The organism is Micromonospora sp. NPDC005257 (genome assembly GCF_042872445.1).
GTDB lineage: Bacteria > Actinomycetota > Actinomycetes > Mycobacteriales > Micromonosporaceae > Micromonospora.
Genome location: NZ_JBIAKL010000013.1, coordinates 1 through 24,680, shown reverse-complemented (window position 1 = coordinate 24,680; position 24,680 = coordinate 1). Strand labels below are relative to the sequence as shown.

At 75.2% G+C, this 24,680-nt stretch carries 26 protein-coding genes; 11 read left to right on the top strand and 15 right to left on the bottom strand.

Annotated elements, in window-relative coordinates; all coding sequences use genetic code 11:
- Positions 1–13: 13 nt before the first annotated feature.
- The 5 genes from ACFYO8_RS24720 to ACFYO8_RS24700 all read right to left on the bottom strand — a co-directional run bounded on the left by ACFYO8_RS24720 (position 14) and on the right by ACFYO8_RS24700 (position 6,678).
- Entirely contained in the window at positions 14–745 is a 732-nt protein-coding gene (locus ACFYO8_RS24720; RefSeq protein WP_387188866.1) for a helix-turn-helix domain-containing protein, read from the bottom strand.
- A 127-nt stretch (positions 746–872) separates the two neighbouring features.
- Entirely contained in the window at positions 873–2,096 is a 1,224-nt protein-coding gene (locus ACFYO8_RS24715; RefSeq protein ID WP_354871781.1) for a dolichyl-phosphate beta-glucosyltransferase, read from the bottom strand.
- Positions 2,097–2,099: 3 nt separating this feature from the next.
- Positions 2,100–4,376 carry a glycosyltransferase family 39 protein gene (locus ACFYO8_RS24710; protein ID WP_355095359.1) on the bottom strand — a complete coding sequence of 759 codons (2,277 nt, stop codon included), beginning with the start codon at positions 4,374–4,376 and terminating at the stop codon, positions 2,100–2,102.
- A gap of 45 nt (positions 4,377–4,421) precedes the next feature.
- A complete protein-coding gene (locus ACFYO8_RS24705; RefSeq protein ID WP_387189429.1) occupies positions 4,422–5,954 on the bottom strand; it encodes a sensor histidine kinase in 1,533 nt (510 codons plus the stop codon).
- Positions 5,932–6,678 carry a response regulator transcription factor gene (locus tag ACFYO8_RS24700; RefSeq protein ID WP_387188868.1) on the bottom strand — a complete coding sequence of 249 codons (747 nt, stop codon included), beginning with the start codon at positions 6,676–6,678 and terminating at the stop codon, positions 5,932–5,934. The genes ACFYO8_RS24705 and ACFYO8_RS24700 overlap by 23 nt, the downstream gene beginning before the upstream one ends.
- Before the next feature lie 135 nt (positions 6,679–6,813).
- Between ACFYO8_RS24700 and ACFYO8_RS24695 the strand changes: the two genes are divergently transcribed.
- A complete protein-coding gene (locus ACFYO8_RS24695) occupies positions 6,814–7,707 on the top strand; it encodes an SDR family oxidoreductase (protein ID WP_387257598.1) in 894 nt (297 codons plus the stop codon).
- A complete protein-coding gene (locus ACFYO8_RS24690; protein ID WP_387257596.1) occupies positions 7,704–8,501 on the top strand; it encodes an alpha/beta fold hydrolase in 798 nt (265 codons plus the stop codon). The genes ACFYO8_RS24695 and ACFYO8_RS24690 overlap by 4 nt, the downstream gene beginning before the upstream one ends.
- A gap of 42 nt (positions 8,502–8,543) precedes the next feature.
- Here ACFYO8_RS24690 and ACFYO8_RS24685 read toward each other — a convergent pair whose 3' ends face one another.
- Positions 8,544–8,768: a hypothetical protein gene (locus ACFYO8_RS24685; protein WP_354871770.1), complete on the bottom strand. Its 225-nt coding sequence runs from the start codon at positions 8,766–8,768 to the stop codon at positions 8,544–8,546.
- Positions 8,769–8,899: 131 nt separating this feature from the next.
- On the opposite strand from ACFYO8_RS24685, the gene ACFYO8_RS24680 reads away from it, so the two are divergent.
- On the top strand, positions 8,900–9,844 hold the full coding sequence (locus ACFYO8_RS24680) for a serine/threonine-protein kinase (protein ID WP_354871768.1): 945 nt from the start codon (positions 8,900–8,902) through the stop codon (positions 9,842–9,844).
- Positions 9,845–9,924: 80 nt separating this feature from the next.
- Complete coding sequence (locus tag ACFYO8_RS24675; protein ID WP_354871766.1) at positions 9,925–10,353, top strand: OsmC family protein; 429 nt, start codon at positions 9,925–9,927, stop codon at positions 10,351–10,353.
- Positions 10,354–10,357: 4 nt separating this feature from the next.
- Here ACFYO8_RS24675 and ACFYO8_RS24670 read toward each other — a convergent pair whose 3' ends face one another.
- A complete protein-coding gene (locus tag ACFYO8_RS24670; RefSeq protein ID WP_387257595.1) occupies positions 10,358–10,804 on the bottom strand; it encodes an endonuclease/exonuclease/phosphatase family protein in 447 nt (148 codons plus the stop codon).
- A gap of 100 nt (positions 10,805–10,904) precedes the next feature.
- On the opposite strand from ACFYO8_RS24670, the gene ACFYO8_RS24665 reads away from it, so the two are divergent.
- Positions 10,905–11,738, top strand: coding sequence for a hypothetical protein (locus tag ACFYO8_RS24665; RefSeq protein WP_387188870.1), 834 nt, complete (start codon positions 10,905–10,907; stop codon positions 11,736–11,738).
- Between the two features lie 5 nt (positions 11,739–11,743).
- On the opposite strand, the gene ACFYO8_RS24660 is transcribed toward ACFYO8_RS24665, so the two are convergent.
- The 5 genes from ACFYO8_RS24660 to ACFYO8_RS24640 all read right to left on the bottom strand — a co-directional run bounded on the left by ACFYO8_RS24660 (position 11,744) and on the right by ACFYO8_RS24640 (position 16,091).
- Positions 11,744–12,229 (bottom strand): ATPase, encoded by a 486-nt coding sequence (locus ACFYO8_RS24660; RefSeq protein ID WP_387257593.1) that lies wholly within the window; start codon positions 12,227–12,229, stop codon positions 11,744–11,746.
- 117 nt (positions 12,230–12,346) lie between these two features.
- Complete coding sequence (locus tag ACFYO8_RS24655; RefSeq protein ID WP_354871758.1) at positions 12,347–12,793, bottom strand: response regulator; 447 nt, start codon at positions 12,791–12,793, stop codon at positions 12,347–12,349.
- Between the two features lie 70 nt (positions 12,794–12,863).
- Positions 12,864–13,211, bottom strand: a complete 348-nt coding sequence (locus tag ACFYO8_RS24650) for an STAS domain-containing protein (RefSeq protein WP_354871756.1) — start codon at positions 13,209–13,211, stop codon at positions 12,864–12,866.
- 76 nt (positions 13,212–13,287) lie between these two features.
- Entirely contained in the window at positions 13,288–14,334 is a 1,047-nt protein-coding gene (locus ACFYO8_RS24645) for a cobalamin-dependent protein (RefSeq protein WP_357710216.1), read from the bottom strand.
- The gene (locus ACFYO8_RS24640; RefSeq protein ID WP_357710219.1) at positions 14,331–16,091 is read right to left on the bottom strand and encodes a PP2C family protein-serine/threonine phosphatase; all 1,761 of its coding nucleotides are present in this window, start codon (positions 16,089–16,091) and stop codon (positions 14,331–14,333) included. The genes ACFYO8_RS24645 and ACFYO8_RS24640 overlap by 4 nt, the downstream gene beginning before the upstream one ends.
- A gap of 244 nt (positions 16,092–16,335) precedes the next feature.
- On the opposite strand from ACFYO8_RS24640, the gene ACFYO8_RS24635 reads away from it, so the two are divergent.
- Positions 16,336–16,677 carry an STAS domain-containing protein gene (locus tag ACFYO8_RS24635; RefSeq protein WP_354871748.1) on the top strand — a complete coding sequence of 114 codons (342 nt, stop codon included), beginning with the start codon at positions 16,336–16,338 and terminating at the stop codon, positions 16,675–16,677.
- A 44-nt stretch (positions 16,678–16,721) separates the two neighbouring features.
- Entirely contained in the window at positions 16,722–17,069 is a 348-nt protein-coding gene (locus ACFYO8_RS24630) for an STAS domain-containing protein (RefSeq protein ID WP_357710223.1), read from the top strand.
- Positions 17,070–17,176: 107 nt separating this feature from the next.
- Here the strand turns inward: ACFYO8_RS24630 and ACFYO8_RS24625 are convergent, their stop codons facing one another.
- The gene (locus ACFYO8_RS24625) at positions 17,177–17,470 is read right to left on the bottom strand and encodes a hypothetical protein (RefSeq protein ID WP_357710226.1); all 294 of its coding nucleotides are present in this window, start codon (positions 17,468–17,470) and stop codon (positions 17,177–17,179) included.
- A 183-nt stretch (positions 17,471–17,653) separates the two neighbouring features.
- On the opposite strand from ACFYO8_RS24625, the gene ACFYO8_RS24620 reads away from it, so the two are divergent.
- The 3 genes from ACFYO8_RS24620 (at position 17,654) to ACFYO8_RS24610 (ending at position 20,647) form a co-directional block, all read left to right on the top strand.
- On the top strand, positions 17,654–18,625 hold the full coding sequence (locus ACFYO8_RS24620; protein ID WP_357710229.1) for a DUF2267 domain-containing protein: 972 nt from the start codon (positions 17,654–17,656) through the stop codon (positions 18,623–18,625).
- A 72-nt stretch (positions 18,626–18,697) separates the two neighbouring features.
- Entirely contained in the window at positions 18,698–19,486 is a 789-nt protein-coding gene (locus tag ACFYO8_RS24615; RefSeq protein WP_354871739.1) for a fused MFS/spermidine synthase, read from the top strand.
- Between the two features lie 39 nt (positions 19,487–19,525).
- Positions 19,526–20,647 (top strand): AI-2E family transporter, encoded by a 1,122-nt coding sequence (locus ACFYO8_RS24610; RefSeq protein WP_354871736.1) that lies wholly within the window; start codon positions 19,526–19,528, stop codon positions 20,645–20,647.
- 30 nt (positions 20,648–20,677) lie between these two features.
- On the opposite strand, the gene ACFYO8_RS24605 is transcribed toward ACFYO8_RS24610, so the two are convergent.
- Positions 20,678–21,976 carry an NAD(P)/FAD-dependent oxidoreductase gene (locus ACFYO8_RS24605; protein ID WP_355096704.1) on the bottom strand — a complete coding sequence of 433 codons (1,299 nt, stop codon included), beginning with the start codon at positions 21,974–21,976 and terminating at the stop codon, positions 20,678–20,680.
- A 99-nt stretch (positions 21,977–22,075) separates the two neighbouring features.
- On the opposite strand from ACFYO8_RS24605, the gene ACFYO8_RS24600 reads away from it, so the two are divergent.
- Positions 22,076–23,521, top strand: a complete 1,446-nt coding sequence (locus tag ACFYO8_RS24600; RefSeq protein ID WP_354871731.1) for a M20/M25/M40 family metallo-hydrolase — start codon at positions 22,076–22,078, stop codon at positions 23,519–23,521.
- A 9-nt stretch (positions 23,522–23,530) separates the two neighbouring features.
- Here the strand turns inward: ACFYO8_RS24600 and ACFYO8_RS24595 are convergent, their stop codons facing one another.
- A complete protein-coding gene (locus ACFYO8_RS24595) occupies positions 23,531–24,076 on the bottom strand; it encodes a GNAT family protein (protein WP_355096702.1) in 546 nt (181 codons plus the stop codon).
- Positions 24,077–24,680: the final 604 nt, after the last annotated feature.

Below are 24,680 nucleotides of genomic sequence, written 5' to 3'. Positions count from 1 at the left end.
GACTGACTGGCGCTCAGTCGCGGTCGAGCAGCCGGGTCGGCGGCACCCCGGCCAGTTCCCGCACCTCACGGGTCAGGTGGGCCTGGTCGGCGTACCCGCTGCGCACCGCCACCTCGGCGAGCGGCGCACCGGTGTGGGCCAGGTCCAGCGCGCGGCGCATCCGCAGGATGCGGGCCAGCGTCTTCGGGCCGTACCCGAAGAGAGCCCGGCTGCGCCGGTGCAGGGCCCGCGGACCGAGGCCGACCTCGGCGGCGGTCGCGGCGACTGTCGCCCCGGCGGCCAGCCGCGCGGCGACCCGCGCGCCGAGCGGGTCGGGGCCGCCGGCCGCCCGCAGTCGGTCACGGGCGACGCGGGTCAGCACCGCGGCGGCAGCGGCGGCGTGGGCGTCGGCAGCGCTGACGGCGTCGGGCCCGTCGTTGCGGATCGGCGCGGCCAGCGCCGTCTCGACCCGCTCGGTCACCTCGGCGGCGGCGCGGCCCCACAGGTCGGCCAGCGGTACGCGGCGGTCCCGCAGTTCCTCGGCCGGCACCCCGAACACGGCCGGGCCGGTCCCCGGCGGCAGGCGCAGCCCGACCCACCGGTCCCCCGGCTCGGAGCGCGACAGGTGCGCGGTGCGGTCCGGGCCGGCGACCAGCAGCCCGGACCGGCTGGACCAGAGCAGGTCCAGGCACCCGTCCGGCAGCACGCGCGTCTCGCCCCCACCGGAGACGCTGCCCCACAGCACCCCGCCGGGAATCCCCGCCACTCCCCACTCCCGGTACACACCCCAACCCTGCCACCTCCCCGTCGATCATGAAGTTGACGGCACCGGCACCCGGCGTGTCGCGCCGCCAACCTCATGATCGACGGGATGTTCCGGGGGGTGGGGGGGGTCAGGGGCGGTGGTGCATGGCCAGGCGGAGCAGGAGGAAGCGCAGGGCTGTGGCGGCCAGGTTGGCTGCCACCAGGACGGTCAGCTCCCAGCCGCGACTCGGGGGTGTGGTGGCGTGCAGCACGGCCAGGGAACCACTGGTCAGGGCCAGGCCGAGCGCGAACGCCAGCAGCCCCTGGAGGTGGTGGCGGCCGGCGTGCCGGCGCCCGGTCACCCCGAACGTGAGCCGCCGGTTGGCCGCCGTGTTGGCCACCGCGGTGAGCAGCAGCGCCAGCAGGTTCGCCGGCTGCGCACCGAGCGGGCCGCGGGCCAGCAGGAACAACAGCAGGTACGCGAGCGTGCTCGCCACGCCCACCGCGGCGAACCGGGCGAGCTGCCGCGGCAACCCGACCGGCACCTGCGCCGGCGGGGCCGGCAGCGGTCCGCGCCCGAGCTGGGCGCGCAACTGCGCCAACGGCAGCGCCCCGGTCACCAGCGCCCGGCCCAGCCGCCCGATGCCGCGCAGGTCGGCGAGCGCGGTGGCGACGATGTCGACGCGGCTGTCCGGGTCGTCCACCCAGTCCACCGGTACCTCGTGGATGCGCAGCCCGGCCCGCTGCGCCAGGACCAGCAGCTCGGTGTCGAAGAACCAGCCGGTGTCGCGTACCAGCGGCAGCAGCTCGGCCGCCACGTCGGCGCGGATCGCCTTGAAGCCGCACTGCGCGTCGGAGAACCGCGCCGCGAGCGTGCCGCGCAGCAGCAGGTTGTAACCCCGCGAGATGACCTCCCGCTTGGCGCCCCGGACCACCCGGCTGGTCCGCGCCAGGCGGGTACCGATGGCCAGGTCCGAGTGCCCGGAGATGAGCGGCGCGACCAGCGGCAACAGCGCGGCCAGGTCGGTGGACAGGTCCACGTCCATGTACGCGAGCACCGGCGCGGGCGAGGCCGACCACGCGGCGCGCAGCGCCCGCCCGCGCCCTTTCTCGTCCAGGCGCAGCACCCCCACCTCGGGCAGTTCGTCGGCGAGCGCCCGCGCCACCGCCGGGGTGCCGTCCACGCTGGCGTTGTCCGCCACCGTGATCCGGAACGGGTACGGGAAGTGCGCGGTCAGGTGCGCGTGCAGCAGCCGGACGCAGGGCCCGAGGTCGGCCTCCTCGTTGTAGACCGGGACCACCACGTCGAGCACCGCGCTGTCGGCGGCGGGCCGGGCCTGCACGGCGGCCCGGGGCGCGTACGTGCCGGTCATCGCTCAGCCCTGCTTTCCGCTGCTCAGGTCGTACACGGTCACGCCGTCGACGGTGGTCGCGGTGAAGTTCGCGGCGACCCAGGCGGCGATCTCGGCCGAGGCGCTGCTCCCGCCGTTGGCCCGGAACCCGCCGCCGCCGAGGAGGTAGTGGATCCGCCCGTCGGCGACGTACCGCTGGAACTGGGCGAGCGTCGGCGACGGGTCGCTGCCGTTGAAGCCGCCGATCGGCATGACCGGCCGGCCGGTGGCCAGCTGGTAGCCGGAGGCGTTGTTCGAGCCGACCGTGGCGGCGACCCAGGTGTAGTCGTCGGCGTCGGCGGTGAGCAGCGCGGTCATCTCGGCGCTCGGCTCGCGGGCGTCGAGCAGCCCGCCCATGCCACCGCCGCGCTGCCCCCGCCCTTCCTGCCCGGTCCCGCCGGGCGCGCCCGGTGCCGAACCACCGCCCGGGAATCCGGGGAATCCACCGGCGCTCGCCCCGCCGTTCTGGCCGGTGCCGTTGCGGCCGCCCGGGAAGCCCGGGAATTGCCCGATCCCGCCCCCCGGGCCACCGGGGAACTGCCCGTTCGCGCCGCCCGGCATCCGCCCGCCCGGTCCACCGGGGCCGCCGAAGCCGCCTGCTCCGGCCGGCCCGGCGCTCGGGATCGACCCGCTCTGCGGGGTGGCAGCGGTCTGCATCGCGTACGCGGCCGGCCCGGCCAGCGCCACCGCGATGCCGGCGACAGACACCACCGGCACGACCCACCGCACGACCCGCCCGGTAAACCCGGCCCCGGGCCCCGCCGTCGCCCCCGCCTCGGAGTTGACCAAGGAGTTTGCGTCACCCTGAACGCCACTTCCGGACACAAACTCCTTGATCACCGGGGCAGGCGGGGAGGGCGGGACGGTCCGGTGGGTGAGGAACGCCGAGGTGGCCAGGAGGGCGGCTGCGGTCAGGCCGAGGGCCAGCACCGTGGGGCGCAGCCAGGGGTGCCAGTCGGGGGTGCGGCCGAGCAGGTGCCAGGACCACCAGGCGGTGACCGCCAGCGTGCCGGCCAGGACCAGCGTGGCGGCGAACCGGCGCCACCGGACCGGCGCGGAGCGGGCCCGCCACAGCAGGGTGATCCCGATGCCGACCAGCGCGCCGACCGCCGGGGCCAGGGCGACCGTGTAGTAGGCGTGGAAGATCCCGGACATGAAGCTGAAGATCAGTCCGGTGACCAGCAGCCAGCCGCCCCACAGCAGCAGACCGGCCCGGGTGCGGTCGGTACGCGGCGCCCGCCCGGCCAGCCACAGCCCAGCGACCAGCAGGATCAGCGCGGCCGGCAACAGCCAGGAGATCTGCCCGCCGACCTCGGTGTCGAACATCCGCAGCAGCCCCGCCTGGCCGGAGAACGGTCCGCCGCCGGGCCGTCCGCCACCGCCGACGCTGCCCACCTCGTCGCCGGTGATCCGGCCCAGGCCGTTGTAGCCGAGCGTCAGCTCCAGGATGCTGTTGTTCTGCGAGCCGCCGATGTAGGGGCGGGCGCTCGCCGGCACCAGCTCGACGATCGCCACCCACCAGCCGGCGGAGACGACCACGGCCAGCCCGGCGAGCATGAGCTGGCGGATCCGCCGTCCGAGGCCGGTCGGCGCGGCCAGCACGTAGACCCCGGCGAAGACCGGGATCACCAGGAACGCCTGGAGCATCTTGGTGAGGAAGCCGAAGCCGACGAGCACGCCGGTCAGCGCGATCCACCGGGTGCTCGCCGTCTCGACCGCCCGCACCGTCGCGTACGCGGCGGCGACCAGCAGGAACACCAGCAGCGCGTCCGGGTTGTTGAATCGGAACATCAGCGCCGCCACCGGGGTGAGCGCGAGCACCGCGCCGGCGAGCAGGCCGGCGGCCGGGCCGTACCAGCGGCGGACGGTCGCGTACAGCACGCCGACCGAGGCGACGCCGAGCAGGGCCTGCGGCACCAGGATCGACCAGCCGCTCAGACCGAAGATCCGCACCGAGAGCGCCATCAGCCAGAGCGACGCCGGAGTCTTGTCCACTGTGATCGAGTTGGCCGCGTCGGACGAGCCGTAGAGGAACGCCGTCCAGTTCTGCGAGCCGGCCTGCACGGCGGCCGAGTAGAACGCGTTGGCCCACCCGGAGGCGCCCAGTCCCCACAGGTAGAGCAGCGCGGTGACGACCAGCAGGCCGACCAGGGCGGGGCGGGCCCAGCGCGGATCGGAGCCGGTGCGGGTCTCCGGGGATACGGGCACGGCGCCGGGCGGTCCGGCCGCGGGCGCGGTCGGCAGGGTCTCGGTTCTGTCCATGCCGGCAAGCCTCGGCGGGTCCGCTGGCCCGCTCCCGTGAGTGGCCTATGCGTCTGCTGTGGATCCCGGCAGCCAGACCGTGAACGCGGTGTGGCCGGGCCGGCTGACCACGTCGACGCGGCCGTGGTGGGCCTCCACCACGGCGGCGACGATGGCCAGCCCCAGGCCGGTGCTGCCCTGGGCGCGGGAGCGGGAGCTGTCGCCGCGGGCGAACCGCTCGAAGACCTCCGGCTGCAACTGCTCGGGGATGCCCGGGCCGTCGTCGGTGACGCGCAGCTCGACGCCGCCGGGCACGGGCGCGAGCCGGACGGTGACAGTGGTGCCGGCCGGGGTGTGCACCCTCGCGTTGGCGAGCAGGTTCGCCAGCACCTGGTGCAGCCGGTGGGCGTCGCCGGTGACGGTGAGCGGCTCGTCGGGCAGGTCGAGCTGCCAGCGGTGGTCGGGTCCGGCGACGTGCGCGTCGCTGACCGCGTTCACCGCCGTGGCGGTCAGGTCGACCGGGTCGGCGGCGAGCGGGCGGCCGGAGTCCAGCCGGGCGAGCAGCAGCAGGTCGTCGACGAGTCTGGTCATCCGGGTGCTCTCCGACTCGACGCGGCGCAGCGCGTGCGCCACGTCGGGCGGCACCTCCTGGCGGCCCCGGCGGGCCACCTCGGCGTACCCGCGGATGGCGGCCAGCGGGGTGCGCAGCTCGTGGCTGGCGTCGGCGACGAACTGGCGTACCCGGGTCTCGCTGGCCTGCCGGGCGGCGAGCGCGGCGGCGACGTGGCCGAGCATCCGGTTGAGCGCGCCGCCGACCTGCCCGACCTCGGTGCGGGGGTCGGTGTCGGCGGCCGGCACCCGCACGGACAGGGCGACCTCACCGCGGTCCAGCGGCAGTTCGGTGACCCGGGCGGCGGTGGCGGCGACGCGGTTGAGCGGGCGCAGCGTGACGCGGACGATGAGCGCGCCGAGGGCGCCGGCGATGACCAGTCCGGCGCCGATGACCCCGGCCTGCGCGACGAGCATCCACATGACGGTGTCGTCCACCTGGGCCAGCGGGATCGCGAGGACGAGCACGTCGCCGTCGCCGCGCGGCGAGGGCAGCGCGACCGCCCGGTACTCGCCCCGGCCGCCGACGGTCACGGTGCGCGGGCGTTCGCCGGCGGGCATGCGGGCCAGCGGGGCCAGATCGGCGGCGGGCACCTCCTCGCTGCTGCCGCTCTCGGACCGGATCCGGCCCACGGGTTCGGCGGAGGTCGGCACCCGGACCGCGATCGAGCCGGGCGGGAAGCCGCCCGGTGGCGCCGGCGCCGCCTCGTCGGAGTCCGGCGGGGTGGGCCGCTGGTCCGGGCGCGGCGGGTCGGCGCCGTGGCGGGCCCAGCGTTCGAAGTCGGCGGGCCGCCGGTCGCCGAAGGTGAGCTGGTTGTCGATCTGGTCGACCAGGAAGTGCCGCAGCGCGACAGTGGTCAGGCCGCCGATGCCGACGCTCACCAGCGCGAGCAGCGCCACCACGGAGAGCACCAGCCGGCGGCGCAGCGACCAGCCGGCCAGGCGGCGCCGCAGCCGGCCGCGCCGCTCACTCGGCGGGCTTGAGGACATAACCCGCCCCGCGCAGGGTGTGGATCATGGGGGCGCGGCCCGCGTCGATCTTCTTACGCAGGTACGAGATGTACAGTTCGACCACATTGGCCTGACCACCGAAGTCGTAGTTCCACACCCGGTCGAGGATCTGCGCCTTGCTGAGCACCCGGCGCGGATTGCGCATGAGGTAGCGCAGCAGCTCGAACTCGGTGGCGGTGAGCGTGATCAGGTCGTCGCCGCGGCGTACCTCGTGGCTGTCCTCGTCCAGGCTGAGGTCGCCGACGGTGAGCACCGCCTCCTCCCGGGCGGCGACCGCGAAGCCGGAGCGGCGCAGCAGCGCGCGCAGCCGGGCGATCACCTCCTCCAGGCTGAACGGTTTGGTGACGTAGTCGTCGCCGCCGACGGTGAGCCCGGCGACGCGCTCCTCCACGGCGTCGCGGGCGGTCAGGAAGAGCACCGGCACGCTCGGGAACTGCTCGCGCAGGCGGCGCAGCACCTGGAAGCCGTCCAGGTCGGGCAGCATCACGTCGAGCACCACGGCGTCCGGGCGGAACTGGCGGGCGGTGGTGACCGCCGCCATGCCGCTGCCGGCGGTGGCCACCTGCCAGCCCTCGTACCGCAGGGCCATCGAGAGCAGGTCGGTGAGGGTCGGCTCGTCGTCCACCACGAGCACCCGCACCGGTTCGCCGTCCGGTCGGCGCAGCTCGATGCGGCCCTGCGCGGCCTGCCCGTTCATGACCATGCCCCCATCGTGGGCGGACCCGCTGTCGCCGGGCTGTCCCGATCCTGTGTATCAGCTGTGCGCGACGCGCGGCGCCGATCCGGGCAGGTCCGGCGGGTCTTCCGCACCGGTGCTACCCGGTGGTAACTTCCCGGCATGTCCATCGATGGTCGCTTTTCCGGCCGGCTGGCCGGCAAGGTGGTGCTGGTGACCGGCGCGGCCCGGGGCATCGGCGAGCACACCGCCCGCCTCGCCGCCGCACGCGGCGCCCGGTTGTCACTGGTCGGGCTGGAACCCGACCGGCTCGCCGCGCTCGCCGCCGAACTCGGGCCGGGGCACGCCTGGTTCGCCGCCGACGTCACCGACCAGCAGGCGCTGGCCGAGGCGGTCGAGGGCACGGTGGCGGCGCTGGGCGGAATCGACGCGGTGGTCGCCAACGCCGGGGTGGCCAACCGGGGCACGATCGCCGTCGGCGACGTCGAGGCGCTGGTGCGTACCGTCGAGGTCAACCTGATCGGGGTGATGCGCACCGCCGCGGCGACCGTGCCGGCGCTCGTCGACCGGCGCGGCTACCTGCTGATCGTCTCCTCGGCCGCGGCGTTCGCCGCGCTGCCCGGCATGGCCGCGTACTGCGCCTCCAAGGCGGGCGTCGAGCAGTTCGGCAACGCGGTCCGGCTGGAGCTGGCGCACCGGGGCGTGGCGGTGGGCACCGCCCATCCGTCGTGGGTGGACACCGACCTGGTCCGCGAGGCGCGCGCCGACCTGCCGGCCTTCGAAACGGCCCTGGCGAAGCTGCCGTGGCCGCTGCGGCGCACCACCACCGTGGCCGAGTGCGCCGAGGCGTTCGTCCGGGCGATCGAGCGCCGCAGCCGCCGGGTGTACGTGCCGCGCGCCGTGGCCGGCGTGCAGGCCGTGCGGTCGGTGCTGGTCAGCCCGCTGGCCGACCGCCTGGTGGGCCGGACCGCCCGGGCCACCGTACCGCTGATCGAGGAGCAGTCCCGGGCGCTGGGCCGGGGCTTCGGCGCCAGCACGCCGCAGGCGCGGCCGTGACCACGCCGGTGGACGTCGTCTACGAGCGGCGGGGCGCCGGGCCGGCGCTGGTGCTGCTGCACGGCATCGGTCACCACTGTGGCGCCTGGCGGCCGGTGCTGGACCGCCTCGCCGAGGCGCACGACGTGATCGCCGTCGACCTGCCGGGCTTCGGCCGCTCCCCGGTGCCCGCCGCCGGGCTGCCCGCCGACATGCCCGGCCTGACCGCCGCCATGGTCGAGCTGTTCGCCGCGTTCGGGCTGGAACGCCCGCACGTCGCGGGCAACAGCCTCGGTGGCGCGATCGCGTTGGAGCTGGCCGCGCTCGGCGCGGTCACCTCCGCGACCGCCCTGTCACCGGCCGGCTTCTGCACCGCACGCGAGCTGCGCTGGGCGCTGACCGTGCTGTCCCTGCACCGCAACGCGGCCCGGCTGCCCGAGCCGGTGCTGCGCCGCCTGTTCGCCGCGCCCGCGCTGCGGATGCTGGCGATGGGCATGATCCTGGCCCGGCCCAACCGGATGGCGCTCGACGACGCGCTCGCCGACGCTCGCGCGCTGCGCCAGGCACGGGCGTTCCGCGCCGTCGCCCGCGCCGGCCGGGGATACGCCTACGCGGGCGCGCCGACCGTGCCGGTCACCGTGGCCTGGGGTACACGCGACCGGATCCTGCCCTACCGGCAGACGGCGCTGGCGCGTACCCGGCTGCCCGCCGCGCGGCACCTGGACCTGCCCGGCTGCGGGCACGTGCCGATGCACGACGATCCGGAGCTGGTCGCCTCGGTCATCCTCGGCACCACAGGCGTCGGGCCGGGCTGACGCCTCGCGCCCGATCGCTCCGGCGCCCCGCGTCCGAGCGCCTCACTCGGTCGCGCCGAACGGGAACGTGTGCACGTACCGCATCGTCCAGCCACCGGGTGACGCGTGGTCGTCGCGCTCGTAGAGGTGGTCGGCCACGCCCCCGGCCGATTCCTCCGGATGACGCAGCACCCACCGGGGCGGCGGCGCGCCGTCCGGGCCGGCGGGCAGATCCCGGGACAGCTCGTCGGCCGGCCCGCCGACGAACCGTACGCGCACCGCGGCCACCGCTGCCCTCCGTTCCTCGACGCCCTCGCCGCGAAGCTACCCCGCCGGGGCGCGGACCCTCGGCGGTTTGCACAGCTCCGGGGCCGGGTAGCGGGACCGGAGGGCACACCGGACGAGGCGAGGAGTGGGCGATGAGGACGCTGGGCGGGCGGTACGAGCTCGAACAGCGGGCCGGCCTGGGTGGCATGTCGGAGGTGTGGCGCGCGCACGACCGCGTGCTGGACCGTGTCGTCGCGGTGAAGCTCATCTCGCCCGCGCTGGACGGCGACGCCGGCTCGGTGGACCGGATCCGGGCCGAGGCGCGTTCGGCGGCGCGGCTGGTGCACCCGAACGTCGCCAGCGTGCACGACTTCGGCACGGCGACGCTGCCGGACGGGCGCCCGGTGCCGTACATCGTGATGGAGCTGGCCGAGGGCGAGACGCTCGCGGAGCACCTGCGCGGCGGGCCGCTGGACTGGCGCATCGCGGTACGGGTCTGCGCCGAGGTGTGCGCCGCGCTCGCCGCCGCGCACGCCCACGGCATCGTGCACCGGGACGTGAAGCCCGCGAACGTGATCCTCGCCCCGTGCGGGGTGAAGGTGCTCGACTTCGGCATCGCCACCCCGGCCGGCGCACCCGACCCCGCCCCGGACGGCGTCGTGGTGGGCACCCCGGCGTACCTGGCGCCGGAGCAGCTCGACCGGCAGCCGGCCACCCCGGCCGCCGACATGTACGCCCTCGGCGTGCTGCTGTACTACTGCCTCACCGGCGAGCTGCCGTACGAGGCCGGGAGCGCCACCCAGCTGCTCGGGTCGCGCCGCCGGTCACCCCGGCCGCTGCCCGAGGTGCCCGGACTGCCGGGCGAGGTGGCCGAGCTGTGCCGCCGTTGCCTCGACGCCGACCCGTCTGCCCGGCCGACCAGCCCGATGGCCGCGTTGCTGCTGGCCGAGGCCGTGGACGCCCGGGTCTACGTGCCGATGTCCGCGGTGCTGCCCCGGCAGCGCGCGTCGCAGGTGTCGCCGTGGACCAGCCGCGCCGCCGCCGAGGCCACCGAGGCGATGGCCGTCGACGCCGCGCCCAGCGGCCGGGTCGGCTGAGCGCTCCTACTGCCGGCCCGGGCGCGGTTTCGCCGCTGCGGCTCCGGGAACGCGGGCCGGTGAGTGACGGGAGGAACGCGATGCCGGATCCGAGTTCCTGGCTGACCGAGACGGCCACGGCGACCGCGGCGGGCGGTCACGTACGCACCGACGACGGCGGGCTCTCCTCCGCCCTGGCGTCCCCGCTGGCGCCGCACTGCACCGGCCTGACGCCGGAGCAGCTCCTGGCCGCGGCGTTCGCCTCCTGCCTGCACCACGCGGCGGTGGAGGCGGCCGGGGAGATCACCGACGAGGCGCACACCGTGCAGGTGACCGCCGAGGCGAAGCTGGGCCGCGACGACGACGGCCGCTACCGGGCCGACGTGCACGCCGAGATCTCCTCGGCGGGACTGACCCGGAAGCAGTTGGCCGACCTGGTCGCGTACGCCGACCGGCTCTGGCCCTTCTCCAGCGGCGACCCGAGCCGGCACCGGCTCACCGTGACCCCGGCGGAGAACGGCCGGCACTGAGCGCTCACCAGCGGAAGCCGGCGGTCACCGCGCGGTGGTCGCTGGCCGGGGTGCGCAGCATCCCGGCGGTGGCCGACGTCAGTCCCCGGTGGAGGACGTGGTCCGGCCGGGTGACCGGTAGCTCCGCCGGCCAGGTGAAGCCGAATCCCTGCCCGGCGTCGGCCTGCGCGTCCCCGAGCACCCGGGTCAGCGGGTCGAAGACGCGGTCGGTGGTGGCGGTGTTCAGGTCGCCGAGCACCACCAGCCGATCGGCCGAGTCGGCGCGCACCGCGTCGGGGTCAGGTCGCCCGGGTCGGCGGACCGCCGCCGGGCGTGGACCGGCCGACCAGGGCACCCTCCGCCGAACGGTGGAGGCAGGCGTACACCGTCCCCGGCTCGACCTGGCGCCCGTTTCGCCATGGCGAAACCGACATGGGGCCTCTTTCGGGTACGCCTCATTAGCAACTTTCATGCTCGCGCGCACCCAATGTCAGCCGCTAATCCGGCAGATTGTGTCGCATGCCACCAATCCCCCCGATGGCAACGGCCCGCAGGCTTTCTAGCCTCGGCGGGTGCACCCCGACGAACCCGATCATCAGCCGTTGCCCGCCAACCGCCCGGTTCGCCGAACGATTGACCCGGCATCAGCCGAACGGCGAGTGGGACGGCACCGCGCCCCGGGACCCCCACGGCGCGGTCCCGCCCGGTCCGTGCCCGGCCGGATCGCGGTGGCCACCGGCGTCACCTGCTGCCTCGGCCTGATCGGTGTGGCCGGCGTCGGCGAGAGCGCCCCGGCGCACCTGGAGGTACGTGAGGCGGTCGCCGACCGGGCCGCCGCCGAGCAGCGGGCGTCCCGCGACGTCACGAGGGTCGCGCCACCGGCCGCCGCGGTCCTGCCACCGCCGGCCCCCACGCCCAGCACGGCCCCGGCGACGAGGAAGCCGCCGCGCGAGCCGGTACGCGCCCAGCGCCCGCGCCCGGTCGCCGGCCTGGACCAGCGGCAGATGGACAACGCCAAGGCCGTCGTCGACGTGGGGAGGGAGATGAAGATGCCCCGCCGGGCCATGGTCGTGGCGGTGGCCACCGCCATGCAGGAGAGCAACCTCTACAACCTGGCCAGCGACGTGCTGCCGCAGTCCTTCGATCACCCGCACCAGGGCAGCGGCTCCGACCACGACTCGATCGGCCTGTTCCAGCAGCGGCCCAGCAGCGGCTGGGGCACCGTCGCCCAGCTCATGCGGCCCGCCTACGCCGCCCGGGCCTTCTACGCCGCGCTGCGCGAAGTGCCGGGCTGGGAGGACATGAGCGTCACCGCCGCCGCCCAGGCGGTGCAGGTGTCCGCCTATCCGGACGCGTACGCCCGGCATCAGGGCCGCGCCACGACAGTGGTGGCCGCGCTGGTCTGACCCGGTCAGGCGGCGCTGCGCCCGGTGCCTGCGGGCCGCACGCTCGCCGCGGCGGCGGGGGTGTCCACCGGCACCCGCTCACTCCGCGCACCGGCCAGGATCTCGTCGACCCGGGACTCCCGGCGGCGGCGGGCCAGCAGGGCCGCCTCGAAGTCGCGGCGCGCGCGAACCGCCTCGGCGTACGCCTCCTCCCGCAACCGGCGGGCCTCCTCGCGTGCGGCCTCCAGCTCGGCGCGGGCCGCCGCCAGCAGCTCGGCGGCCTCCCGTTCGGCCGCCGAGGGACGGGACGCGTCCTCCTCGACCGGGGCGGTACGACGGCGCAGGAAGTCGCACAGGTGCAGGGCGTCCGACCGGATCTGGTCCCACTCCCGGCCGGCCCCGGCGGCGCCCTCCGCTCGCGCCGCGAGCCGCCCCAGCCGCAGGCTCAGCTCGTCCAGGCAGGCGTCGACCTGCCGCCGGTCGTAACCGGCCTCCACCACCGAGAACCTCATGCGTCGCCCCCCAGGCAGCCGGTGCGCGTCCCCACCTGCCGATCCTGCGGTCTGCACGCGCCCGGCGCGGCCGTTCCCGCAAAATGTTCAGGATGCGAGGGCCCGGACTCCGCGCCCCTACGAGTGCTTCGGGAGCACGACCACCCGGCCGAAGAACTCGTCGATCCGGCGCACCACGTCGTTGAAGTCGTCCAGGTCGATCGGCTTCGTCACGTACGCGTTGGCCTGCAACGTGTAGCTGCTGACCACGTCGGTGTCGGCGTTGGAGGTGGTGAGCACGACGATCGGGATGGTCCGCAGGCTCTCGTCCCCCTTGACCTCGCCGAGCACCTGCCGCCCGTCCATCCGGGGCATGTTCAGGTCGAGCAGGATCACGTCCGGGCGCTGCGCCTCGGCGTGCCGGCCCTCGCGGCGGAGGAACTCCATCGCCTCCTGGCCGTCGGCGACGACGTCGATGACCTTGTCGACGTCCGAGTCGGCGAGCGCCTCCTCGATCATCAGGACGTCGCCCGGGTCGTCGTCCACCACGAGGATGCGAACGGGGCTGGGGCTGGTCTGACCCATCGGGTTACCTGCTTCGTGGTGAGGAGGGCGCCCGGCGCACGGCCGGCTGCTGGCGGGGAAATGTACCGGATCAGGAGGCGGCCGGCGCGGTCGGGTCGGCGGCGCCGAGGTCGTGGTGGAGCACCTCGGCCAGCCCGGTCACCTGGAGCACCCGGGCCACCCGGCCGGTCGCCCCGGTGAGCCGCAACCAGCCGCCGTCGGCGGCGACGAGGTTGTCCCCCCGGACGAAGGCCGCGATCCCGGCGGAGTCGCAGAAGGTCAGGTCGGTGAGGTCGAGCAGCAGCTCGCGCCGCCCCTCGGCGACCAGCCGGTCGATCGTCGAGTGCAGCTCGCCGGCCGTGCTGAGATCGAGTTCGCCGGTCAGCCGGAGGTGGGCACCGCCCCCGTCCCGCTGGGCGTACGTGACGGTGAACGTCACAGCGGCCCCTCTCGCTCCCACCGCAGGCGAACCCTTGCAGTAGCGCAAGTATATGCGACGGCCGGCCGGATCTCCGTCAGCGGCCCGCCGCCGACAGCCCGCCCACCAGGGCCCGGCCCCGGTCCAGGAAGGCAGCCGCTCGCGGGAAGTCGCGGAGCTGCTGTCCATAGTGCTCCAGCGTCGACCCGACCGCGCCGGCCGGCACCCCACGGCTGACCAGGATCTCCACCAGCCACTCGACGAACCCGGTGAACAGCGTCGCGTCGTCCACGTAGAGGGCGGCGGCCAGGAAGTCCAGGATGTAGCCGAGGTCGCTGATCGTGGAGTCGAGCTGCGCGGGGGTGTAGTCGGCGGTCGACGGCATCCGCTCCCGCAGATCGGCCAGGGCGCTGTCGATCAACTCGCCGCGCCGCTTGACCAGGCTGGCGTACTCGTCGTCGGCCAGGTGGTCCAGCCGCGCGGGCGGCGTCTCACGCAGCGCCCGCTCGTCGGCCACCAGATCCGCCGCGGTCGGCGCGTCGGGCGCCCACGGCACACCGAGCACGCGCGCCCAGCGGCCGTCGTCGCCGAAGCCCCGGCCACCGACCACCACCGGCACGTCGGAGCGGCGGCACGCCTCCACCATCCGGTGGGCGTGCGGCAGCCGCATCGGAAGGGCGCAGGCCAGCGCCACCGCCTCCGCGTCGTAGCGGTGCAGGTAGGAGGCCAGGTGCGCGGCCGGGACGCTGGCGCCGAGGAAGATCACCTGCCAGCCGCGCAGCCGCAGCACCTCGGTCACCAGCCGGGCCGGCAGCGCGTGCCACTCACCGTCCATGCAGGCCACCACGATCCGCCCCCGGGTCGGGCGCGGATCGGCGTACGCGGCCACCGCGGCCACCACCCGCTCGCTGATGTGGGTGGCGGCGTGCTCCTGGGCGACGCTCCACTCGTTGCGGGCCCAGCGTTCACCCACCTCGGCCTGGGCCGGGGCGACCAGGTCCAGCAGCACCCGCTCGGCCGGCACGCCCGCCTCCAGCAGCTCACGGGCCACCGCCACGGCGGCCAACTCGTCGGCGTCGGCCAGGCACTCCAGGTAGCGGGGGAAGGCGTGCCCCGGGTCGGCCTCCATGGTCGGCACGGTCACGCGGACGGCTCCCTCGTTCGATTGGTCCCGGCCGCATCCGGCACGGCGTGCAGGTGCCGCGGCGCCCGCCCGGCCGGGCCGGTGGCGCGCAGCGCCAGCACCGCGATGTCGTCGTGGTCGCCGTGCGCGAGCCAGTCGCAGGTCACCTGCTCGACCCGCTCGGCGAGCGCCGGCGCGGGCATCCGGTGGCAGCCGGCCAGCGCGTTGAGGAGCCGCTCGGCGCCGAACTGCTCGGCACCACGCCGGCCGCCGCGCGCCTCGGTCACCCCGTCGCTGTAGAGCAGGCAGGTCTCCCCCGGCGCGAGCTGTACGGTCACCTCGCCGATGCGGGGATCGGGCACCACGCCGATGAGCATGCCGCGCAGCGGCACCACCTCGACGTCACCGGACTCCCGTAGCACCAGCGGCGGCAGGTGCCCGCCGCCGGCCAGGGTCAGCGTCAGGCCGCCGTCGCGGTGCGGCCGGGCCACGCCGAGCACCATGGTGGCGAATCGGCCCTGCCCGTGCGCCTGCGTGGTCTCCAGCAGCGCGTCGTTGAGCAGCTTCAGCAGCCGCCCGGGCTGGGTCTCGACCCGGTGCAGCGCCTGGAGGCACTGGCGGAGCTGGCCGGTGAACACGGCCGCCTCCACACCCTTGCCGGACACGTCGCCGAGGAAGAAGACCGAGCCGCCGTCGGCCAGCCGGTGCGAGCCGTAGAAGTCACCGCCGATGCGCAGACCGGCCTGCGCCGGCCGGTACGCGGTGCCCCACTGCACGCCCGTCGCGGCGGCCGGTTCGACCGGCAGCAGGCTGGCCTGCAACGTATCGGCGACCTCGGCCTGGTCGCGGTAGAGCATGGCGGTGGTCAGCGCCGCGCCGGCCCGGGCCGCGAACGCGCGGACCAGGTCCACGTCGGCCTCGTCGTACCAGCGGTCGGCACGCCGGACCACCAGCAGCGCACCGGCCGGCGCCTCCCGGCCGGGCAGCGGCACCACCCGCGCGGTGGCGCCGGAGGCGTCCAGGCCGGGCAACCAGCCCGCCTCGGCGGCCTGCTCGACCAGCCAGTCCAGCTCGTGCGGCTCGGCGCCGGTCAGGCCCGCCTCGATGGCCGCGGGAAGCGCCGGGGCGGACAGCACCCCGCTGTCCACGACCGGCGGCCGGTCGTCCGCGCGTACCGCCCGCCACCAGCGGGCCCGGCCGGAACGCGGGGCGAGCACCAGGACCGCCACGTCGGCGGCCGTGGGCACGGCCAGGCGCACCACGGCGGCGGCGGCCCGGTCCGGGTGCAGCGGGTTGCCGAGCTTCTCGCCGACCACGGCGAGGAACGCGGAGCGGGCCCGCTCGGCGAGCAGCGCGTCGGCCCGGCCGACGATCTCGGTGACGTCGTCGACGTACCAGCAGCGGCGCCGGTGGGACAACGCGACCGGCCGTACGCGCAGGCGCCGCCCGTGGTGGGTGAACTCGGCCGGGCCGTCGCCGCGCAGCGGGGCCGGCCCGGCCGCGGCCAGCAGCTCACCGGGCGTCACTTCGGGGATCAACCGCTCCGCGACCGGGCTCACGTGCTGCACGACACCGCCGGCGTCGCAGACGACGAGGCCCTCACGGAAGTGCTCGACCACCTCGGACCAGTTCGGGACGGTGAGGTCGCGGTCGGCTGCCAACGCCGGCAGGGCGGGCGGCACCGGCGCGGCGGCGGACCGCGCCGGAGGCCGTGCGGCACTCGGCGTGGAGATCCGTCCGTCGCCCGGGTCGGCACCCCTGACGTCGGCAGCAGTCACCAGCTGAGCCCCACTCTCCTCGTCGACACCCGAGGGCGCCGGACCTGGCGCCTGTGCTCACGTCTCATCGACCACCCTACGCGGGTATGCCGGGACCGCCACCCCACGGCGCTGCCGGCCGGCTCGCGCGTCCAGCGAGGTGAGGCCGCTGTTGTTACGATCCTGTCAATCCCGGCTCGGCCCGCAGCCCGCGGAAAGGCGGCGTGACGTGGTTCATCAACGGAGAAGGCCCGAGGCGGGCCCGGTGAGCATCTCCGTGGATCGCTCCGACCCGGCCGTCCCGGAGCTCGTCGTCGGCGGCGAACTGGCGTACGCCACGACGGGCCCGCTGCGCGCCGAGATCGACCGGCTGCTCGCCGGGCGCCCGCGGACGCTGGTGTTCGACTTCGGCGACCTGGAGTTCATGGACAGCAGCGGCCTGTCCGTGATCGTGCACGCCTGGCGGGAGGGCCAGCAGGCCGGCACCGCCATCGAGCTGCGCGCGGTCCCGCGTTTCCTGGAGACCATCCTCGACCTGACCGGCGTCACCGGCCTGCTCGACCGCGCGCCGGTCGACGACACGCCGGGCTCGGTCGCGTCCGCGTGACCCCGGAGGGTTTCCCGCGGGCGCCCGGCTGGGAACATGGGTCCGTGCCCTCCCAGATGCTGACCATCGAGGTGGACCGGTTCGGCACCGGTGCCGCCCGGGTGCGGCTGGCCGGGGAGCTGGACTTCGACACGGCGCCGGAACTCGTCGACGCCGTGGCCGCCCTGCGCCGCGACGGTCACCAGGAGCTGGAAATCGACTTCGGCGGGGTGGACCTCTGCGACTCCTCCGGGCTGAGCGCGCTCGTGGTGATCCACCGTGCCGGCACCGAGGCGGTCCGCCTGCTGAACCTGAACCCGCAGATCAAGCACCTGCTGGACCGCACCGGCCTGGCCGAGCTGCTGGCCGCCGCGCCGCGCGACCTGGCCAGGGACGCCCGCGAAGTGGGCTGACCCGGCCCGGCTGTCCCGGGCGACGGCCCGCGAGTGCCGGCTGTGCAGCCGGCGGACAGGGGTGGCCCCCGACCCTGGGACCAGGGGCCGGGGGCCGGGAGGATGGCTCAGGCGGCGGGCGCGGCCTGCCGGTACGGCGCGACCGGGGCCTCGACGTCGTCCGGCGCGCCGGAATCGGGCGTCTTGAACAGATAACGGACGAAGTCCCCGCTCATGTCGTCGTCGTCCGCTCCGGGCCACTGCCCGACACAGTCGACGCCGACCACCTCGCGTCCGCTGCCGTCGTGCTGCTCCAGCAGCGCCCAGAGGGTCACCGGGTAGGAGCGGGTGGCGTCCGGGCCGATCCGCCAGCGGGCGTACCAGCCGGGACGGGCGGGGACGATCTCCACGATCCGTTTCATGTCGACCTGCCCTTCCGCGTGCGTCGGAAGTTGTCCGGTCCGTCCGAGCCTGCCGCCCGCCGGGGTGAGCGCTCCTCACCCGCAGCGAATGAAGCGTCCGCCGGGCGGTCCGTCGTTACCTTCCCGGCAGCGCCGGGAACGCGGTCGGCGCAAGCGCAACCGACCCAGGAACGAGGTGCGACGATGCGCAAGCAGATGGAGGGCGACAACCAGCGCCGCCGGGCCCTGGCCCGCGAGGCCCGCGAGCGAGGGCTGCGGCCGAGCCAGACCGGCGCCAGCCTGAGCGCGTCCAAGCAGGTCACCTCGCTGGACCAGCACGACCGGTCCGGCCCGCCGCCGGCCGGACGGCACAAGCCGGACAGCGCCCGGGGTGGTCCCGCCCCGCCGCCGGTCGCCGTCGCGGAGCGGTCGCGCCCGCTGCCGGACCCGGTGCCGTCACCCGGGATCTCGATGGGGTACCGAGATCTCGTCGACGACGTGAGCCGGCGTGCCGGGGTGGACTTCCCCACGGCCCGGGTCGCGGCGGAGGCCACCGTGCTGGCTCTGGCCCGGGCGCTGGACGACGCGGAACGGGAGCGGCTGCTGGCGGCGGTGCCGCTGACCCTGCACGACGTGGTGCCGGTGCACGGCATGGAACGCCGCCGCGACCTGCCCGGCTTCCTGGCCGAGGTCGGCCGGTACAGCCGCCTCACCCCGGAGCAGGCGCGCTACCAGGCCGAGGCGACGCTCGCCGCGCTCGCCGAGGCCGACGCGGAGCTGGTCGAGTCGCTGCGCGTACCCGACGGGTTGCGTGACCTGCTCGGGCCGACCGACTTCGGCGGCGGCCTGGTGGGCGCGTCCTCGGCCACCGCGCCGCTGACCGAGGCGGAGCTGCGCGACGCGCTCGCGACGCTGCCCTACTGGTCCAGCGACAGGCGGTCGCTCGTGCGCACCATCGAGCTGCCCGGCGGCAACCTGGACCGGGTGCTCGACCGGCTGGACCGGCTCAAGTCCGACGTCGGACGGTCGCCACAGATCGGGCGGCCGGACCCGGACAACGCCGTGCTGACCGTCCGGACCCAGCAGGTCGACGGCGTGACGGCGGCGGACGTCGACCTCGCGCACCGGGTGGACGCGGCAGTCGACGAGGCCGGCGCCGGGATGGCGGCCGGCTGAGCCGGCGGCGGGACGGCTCCGGTCCGACGCGGGCCGGGGCCGCCCGTGGCTGGCGCGGTACCGTGTCCCGCCGTGGATCACGACGACGCCGAGACCCTGGAGATCGTGGTGGACCCGGCCCGCCCGTCCGGGCGCACACTGCTGGCCGACGGGGTCGAGCAGTCGTACGTCGACGTGGCCGACGCCCGGTACCTGCACTTCGAGTACGTGCGGCGGATCGCCGCCGCGATCGACGTGGCCGCCCCGCGCGGCGCGGCGCTGACCGCGCTGCACCTCGGCGGCGGCGCGCTGACGCTGCCGCGCTGGCTGGCGCGCACCCGGCCCGGTTCGGCGCAACGGGTGATCGAGCGCGATCCGGCCGTGGTCGAGCTGGTCCGGCGCAAGCTGCCGCCACTGCCGCCGGAGGTGGTGGTGACGATCGGCGACGCCCGGGAGGCGGTCTCCGAGGCGCCGTCCGGGACGTACGACGTGGTGGTCGCCGACGTCTACCGGGCGGCCCGGATGCCACCGCACGTGGCGGCGGTCGAGTTCGCGGCGCAGGTGGCCCGGGCGCTGCGCCCGGACGGCCTCTACCTGATCAACCTCACCGACCTGCCGCCGCTGGCGCACACCCGGGCGCAGGTGGCCACGCTGCGCGCGGTGTTCGCCGACGTCTGCCTGATCGCCGACCGGCGGATGCTGCGCGGGCGCCGGTACGGCAACGTGGTGCTGGCCGCCTCGCCCGCCGCCGGGCGGCTGCCGGTGGTTCGGCTCGCCACCCGCGTCGCCGCCGATCCGATGCCCGGTACGGTGCTGCACGGCGCGACGCTCGACGCGTTCGCCGCCGGCGCGCTCCCGGTCACCGACGCCGACCTGGGCTGAGCCGGGTTTCCTCACCGGCGTCGCGGGTAGCCGCGCCGGATGAGCGCCGCCGACGACCGATCCACCGCGCGCCGGACGCTGATCGTGATCGGTCTGGTCCTCGCCACCGGGGTCGCGCTGGCACTGGTCTGGGCCACCCGGCGGGTGCTGGTGTGGGGGCTGGTGGCGGTGTTCTTCGCGGTCGCCCTCAAGCCGCTCGTGGACCGCCTCGAACGGCGGGTACGCCGCCGCGCGCTGGCCACGCTGCTGGTGTTCCTGGCCGCGTTCGCGCTGTTCGCCGCCGTCGGCGCGCTGATCGTGGTGCCGCTGGTGGACGAGGTGGGCCGCTTCGCCGACCGGGCGCCGGATCTGGTGCGCGAGGCACAGGCCGGGCGGGGACCGCTCGGACGGTTGCTGGACCGCTTCCACCTGCTCCGGTACGCCGAACCCGGCCAGCTCCGCCGGTACGGCGCCCGGCTCGGCGATCCCACGGTAGGGGTGGTCCGCAGCGTGGTGCAGGCGGTCGCCGCGCTGGTGACCGTGGTGGTGCTGGCGTACCTGATGGTCCTGGAGGCGCCGAAGATCGTGGCCGCGACGCTGCGGCTGACCGGCGACGGCCCGGCGGCGCGGCTGCGGCGCATCGGGCGTGACTCGTCCCGGATCGTCACCGGCTACCTGAGTGGCAACCTGCTGATCAGCGTGATCTGCGGCGGTCTGACGTTCGCCGTGCTGTTCCTGCTCGGTGTGCCGTTCGCCTCGGTGATCGCGCTGGCGGTGGCCGTGTTCGACCTGATCCCGCTGGTCGGCGCCACGCTCGGGGCGATCGTCGCGGCCGGCGCGGGGTTCCTGCACTCCCCCACCGCCGGCATCGTGGTGCTCGTCTTCTTCGTGGTCTACCAGCAGGTGGAGAACCACCTGCTGCAACCGGTCATCATGGCCCGGGCGGTCCGGCTGAACCCGTTGACGGTGCTGGTGAGCGTGCTGCTGTCGGCCGAGCTGGCCGGCCTGGTGGGCGCGCTGCTGGCGATTCCGGCGGCGGGCGTCGTCCAGGTGCTGCTGCGTGAGTTCGTCCCGGCCGGGCGGCAGGCCCTGCCGCGGCCCGCCGACGGCGATCCGTCGGCCGACAGCGCTCCGGCCGCCGGTGGTTCCGTCGCGCCCGAACAACCGCCGGCCGGCGGGTGAGAGCCGGCCGGCGGGTACGTGCGGCGGCGCTCAACGGTGGCGGGCCAGCTCCGGTGACTCGCTCTCCAGCGGCACCGCGTTGGCCGGCACCAGGCCCAACTGCACGGCGGGCCGGGGCAGCGTCGCGTCCAGCGCCCAGTCGGCAGCGACGCGGGGACGGTTGCCCGGCATGGCCAGCAGGTGGTAGCCCCGGGTGACGGCCTTGGCGGGCAGCCCGGCCAGCGGCACCTTCAGCGGGTTCGCCGCCGCGTCCTTGCCGCCGAGGTCCACCACCCAGCCCAGGTCGTGGTGCTTGTACGACTTGCGCACGCCCTGGCCGTACGAGGCGGCGATGTTGTGCGCGGCCAGCTTGCCCTGCCGCTGGGCGTGCTGCGCGGTCATCGCGCACACCTGCCCGGGGCGGGTCGGGTCGGGCACCGCGGCGGCGTCGCCGCACGCGAACACCTCCGGGTAGCCGGGGACGTTGAGGAACTCGTCGACCACCAGCCGGCCCTTCTCGGTACGCAGGCCCAGCTCGGCCACGAACGGGTCGGGGCGTACGCCGACGCACCAGATGAGGCTGCACGTCGGGACGTACTCGCCGTCGGTGAGCATCACGCCGTCCGGGGTGGCCTCGGCGACCGAGGTGCCCATCCGCACGTCCACGCCGCGTTTGCGCAGCACCCGGTCGGCGGTGACCGACATCCGCCGGTCCAGTTCGGGCAGCACCCGGGGTGCCACGTCCAGCAGCATCCAGCGCGGCCGGACCTTCAGGTGCGGGCGCTGGGCCATCAGCCGGTCGGTGAACAGCTGCCCGTGCGCGGCCACCTCGGTGCCGGTGTAGCCGGCCCCGACCACCACGAACGTGGCGCGGGCCCGCTGCTCGGCCGGGTCCTCGGTCAGTTCGGCCAGCTCGATCTGCCGGACCACGTGGTCGTGCAGGAAGAGCGCCTCGGGCAGGCCGCGGAAGCCGTGGGCGTACTCGGTCACGCCGGGGATGGGCAGCAGCTTGTTGACGCTGCCGACGCTGAGCACGAGCCGGTCGTACGCGAGCTGCCCGTGGTCGCCCTCGACCGAGCGGTAGCCGACCCACCGGTTCTGCAGGTCGACCCGGTCCGCCTCGCCGATCACCACCCGGACGCCGTCGAGCGTGCCGGCCAGCGGCACGGCGATGCGCGTCGGCTCCACCACCCCGGCCGCCACCTCGGGCAGCAGCGGCAGGTAGAGGAAGTAGTCGGTCGTGTTCAGCAGGACGATCTCGGTCCGGCCGCGGGCCAGCCGGCGCAACGTCTTGGCCGCGTGGTATCCGGCGAACCCGGCCCCCACGATCACCACCCGTGGTTTCGTCATGCCTGCTGCCGTTCCCGGGCAGACCAGCGGCAAACGTGCCATGATCCATCCATCGACGGCTATATGGACATTCCTCGTGATCGGCGCGAGGATGCCGGGATGGGAAACCACGAGACCGCCGAGGGCCGGCCCACGAGGCCCAGCCGGCGTACGTTCCTCACCGCCTCCGCGGCGGCCACCGCTGCCGCCGTCGCCACCCCCCTGACCACCACCCCGGCCGCCGCCGCGACCGGCACGCCCCGCGGGCCGGGCCGGCCGGCCCGGCCGCAGCGCCCCGACCGCGAGCTGACCGCCCTGCTGCGCGAGATCGACAGCCGCCGGATCGAGGCCGTCGTGCGCCGGCTCGCCGCGTTCGGCACCCGCCACACCCTGTCCAGCCAGACCGATCCGGTACGCGGCATCGGCGCCGCCCGCGACTGGATCCACGCACAGCTCTCCGGGTACGCGGCCGCGTCCGGCGGCCGGATGAGCGTCGAACTGCAGTCGTACGTGCAGCAGCCCGCCTCCCGCATCCCCGTCCCGACCACCATCACCAACGTGGTGGCGACCCTGCGCGGCGAGGTCACGCCCGAGCGGGTGTACGTCATCACCGGCCACTACGACTCCCGGGCCACCGACGTGATGGACGCGGTCAGCGACGCGCCCGGCGCCGACGACGACGCCTCCGGCGTGGCAGTGGTGATGGAGCTGGCCCGCGTGCTGTCCACCCGCCGCACCGAGGCCACCATCGTGCTCGCCGCCGTGGCCGCCGAGGAGCAGGGGCTGTACGGCTCGGCCTACCTGGCTTCGCAGTTGAAGGCCGCCGGCGTCGACGTCCAGGCGATGTTCAGCAACGACATCGTGGGCAGCAGCACCGCCGACGACGGCACCCGCGACCCGCGTACCGTGCGGTTGTTCGCCGAGGGGGTGCCGACCGCCGAGACCCCGGCCGAGGCGAGCGTGCGGCAGTCCGTCGGCGGCGAGAACGACTCGCCGTCGCGGCAGCTCGCCCGGTTCGTCACCGACGTGGCCGAGAACTCCGCCACCGGCATGGACGTGCGTGTCATCTACCGGCGGGACCGCTACCTGCGCGGCAGCGACCACATCTCGTTCCTGCGCGAGGGGTGGCCGGCCGGGCGGTTCACCGAGCCCAACGAGGACTTCGCCCACCAGCACCAGGACGTGCGGGTCGCCGACGGGGTGCAGTACGGCGACCTGCCGGAGTTCTGCGACTTCGGCTACATCACCCGGGTGGCCCGGGTGAACGCGGCGACGCTGTGGTCGCTGGCCCAGGCGCCGGGCACGCCCAAGGGCGTCACGGTGGTGACCACGAACCTCACGAACGACACCACGCTGCGCTGGCAGCGCGGGCCCGAGCCGGACCTGGCCGGGTACGAGGTGGTGTGGCGGGAGACCACAGCCGACCAGTGGCAGAAGGTGCTGCCGGTCGGTGACGTCACCGAGGTGACGGTGGACCTGTCCAAGGACAACGTGTTCTTCGGCGTACGGGCGGTGGACCGGGCCGGGCACCGCAGCCCGGTCGCCTTCCCGAAGCCGGGGAGCTGAGCCGGCCGGTCACCGCCCCGGCGCCGAGTCCACCCCGTCCGGGGCGGTGATCGCCCAGCGTTCGTGGTCGCGCCACGCGCCGTCGATGAACAGGTAGTCCGGGGAGAAGCCCTCCAGCCGGAAGCCGAGCCGTCGCGCCAGCCGCTTCGACGGCTCGTTGCCAGGCTGGATGTTCGCCTCCAGCCGGTGCAGCCCCAGCGGCCCGAACGCGTACCCGATCACCAGCCGCACCCCGGCCGAGGCGTGTCCGGTCCCGGCGTACGGCCGGAACGCCGCGTACCCGAGGTAGCCGCCGCGCAGCGCGCCCAGCACGATGCCGCTGATGTTCGCGTACCCGGCGATCTCGCCGCTCTCCCGGTCGCAGAACAGGAAACCGGAGCTGTCCCGCCGCCGGATCTTGCGCAGGTACGCCGCGTACCGCAGCGCGTCGTCCGGCGCCGACAGCCACGGATGGTGCAGGTCACGGCTGCGCCGGACGGCGGCGACGAACTCCGCCTCGTCGGCAGGGCGGGGACGGCGGATGGCGACGCGGCCGTCGCTGCGCAGATATCGCACCGCCCCACTCTCGGACACCGCCCCTGTCCGGCCCCACCCAGGTCACGCCCGCCCACCCGCCGTCCTTCTCACCGAGAAAACCGTCCCACTCCCCAGGACCACGAGAGACCTTGGAAGGAGAGCGCCCCATGAGGGCCATTCGTACCAAGATCTCACTCACCGCGAGGTCTCCCACGATCTTGCAGTTAGCGCCCCGGGGGTGTTCGCTGGGCTGGGCGTGGCGGGGGTGTGGTCGGTGCCACCGTGAGGGTGGAATCGGGGGCGGGTGCGGGGCGTTGTACATGGCAGACCGCGCCGCATCCGCCGACCGCCCGCCCAGCGGGCCGGGAATCAGGCCGGGACGCCGGTCGTTACATCCCCCGAGCCACCGGAGCAGGCCATCCCCCTGGCCGCCCGAGCGAGCCACCGGCCCGACGCACATACCGGGCCACCTGATCTTTCTTTGCGGCATCCCCCATCGCCGCGTACCCCCGACAGAGAGGCAACTGATCATGGCTACCACTCTGCTGCGCAAGACCGTTCTGACCGCTGCCGGTATCGCCGCCACCGCCGGTGGCATCGCCGGCCCCGCCATCGCCGCGCAGGCCACCCCGGCCGAGCGCGC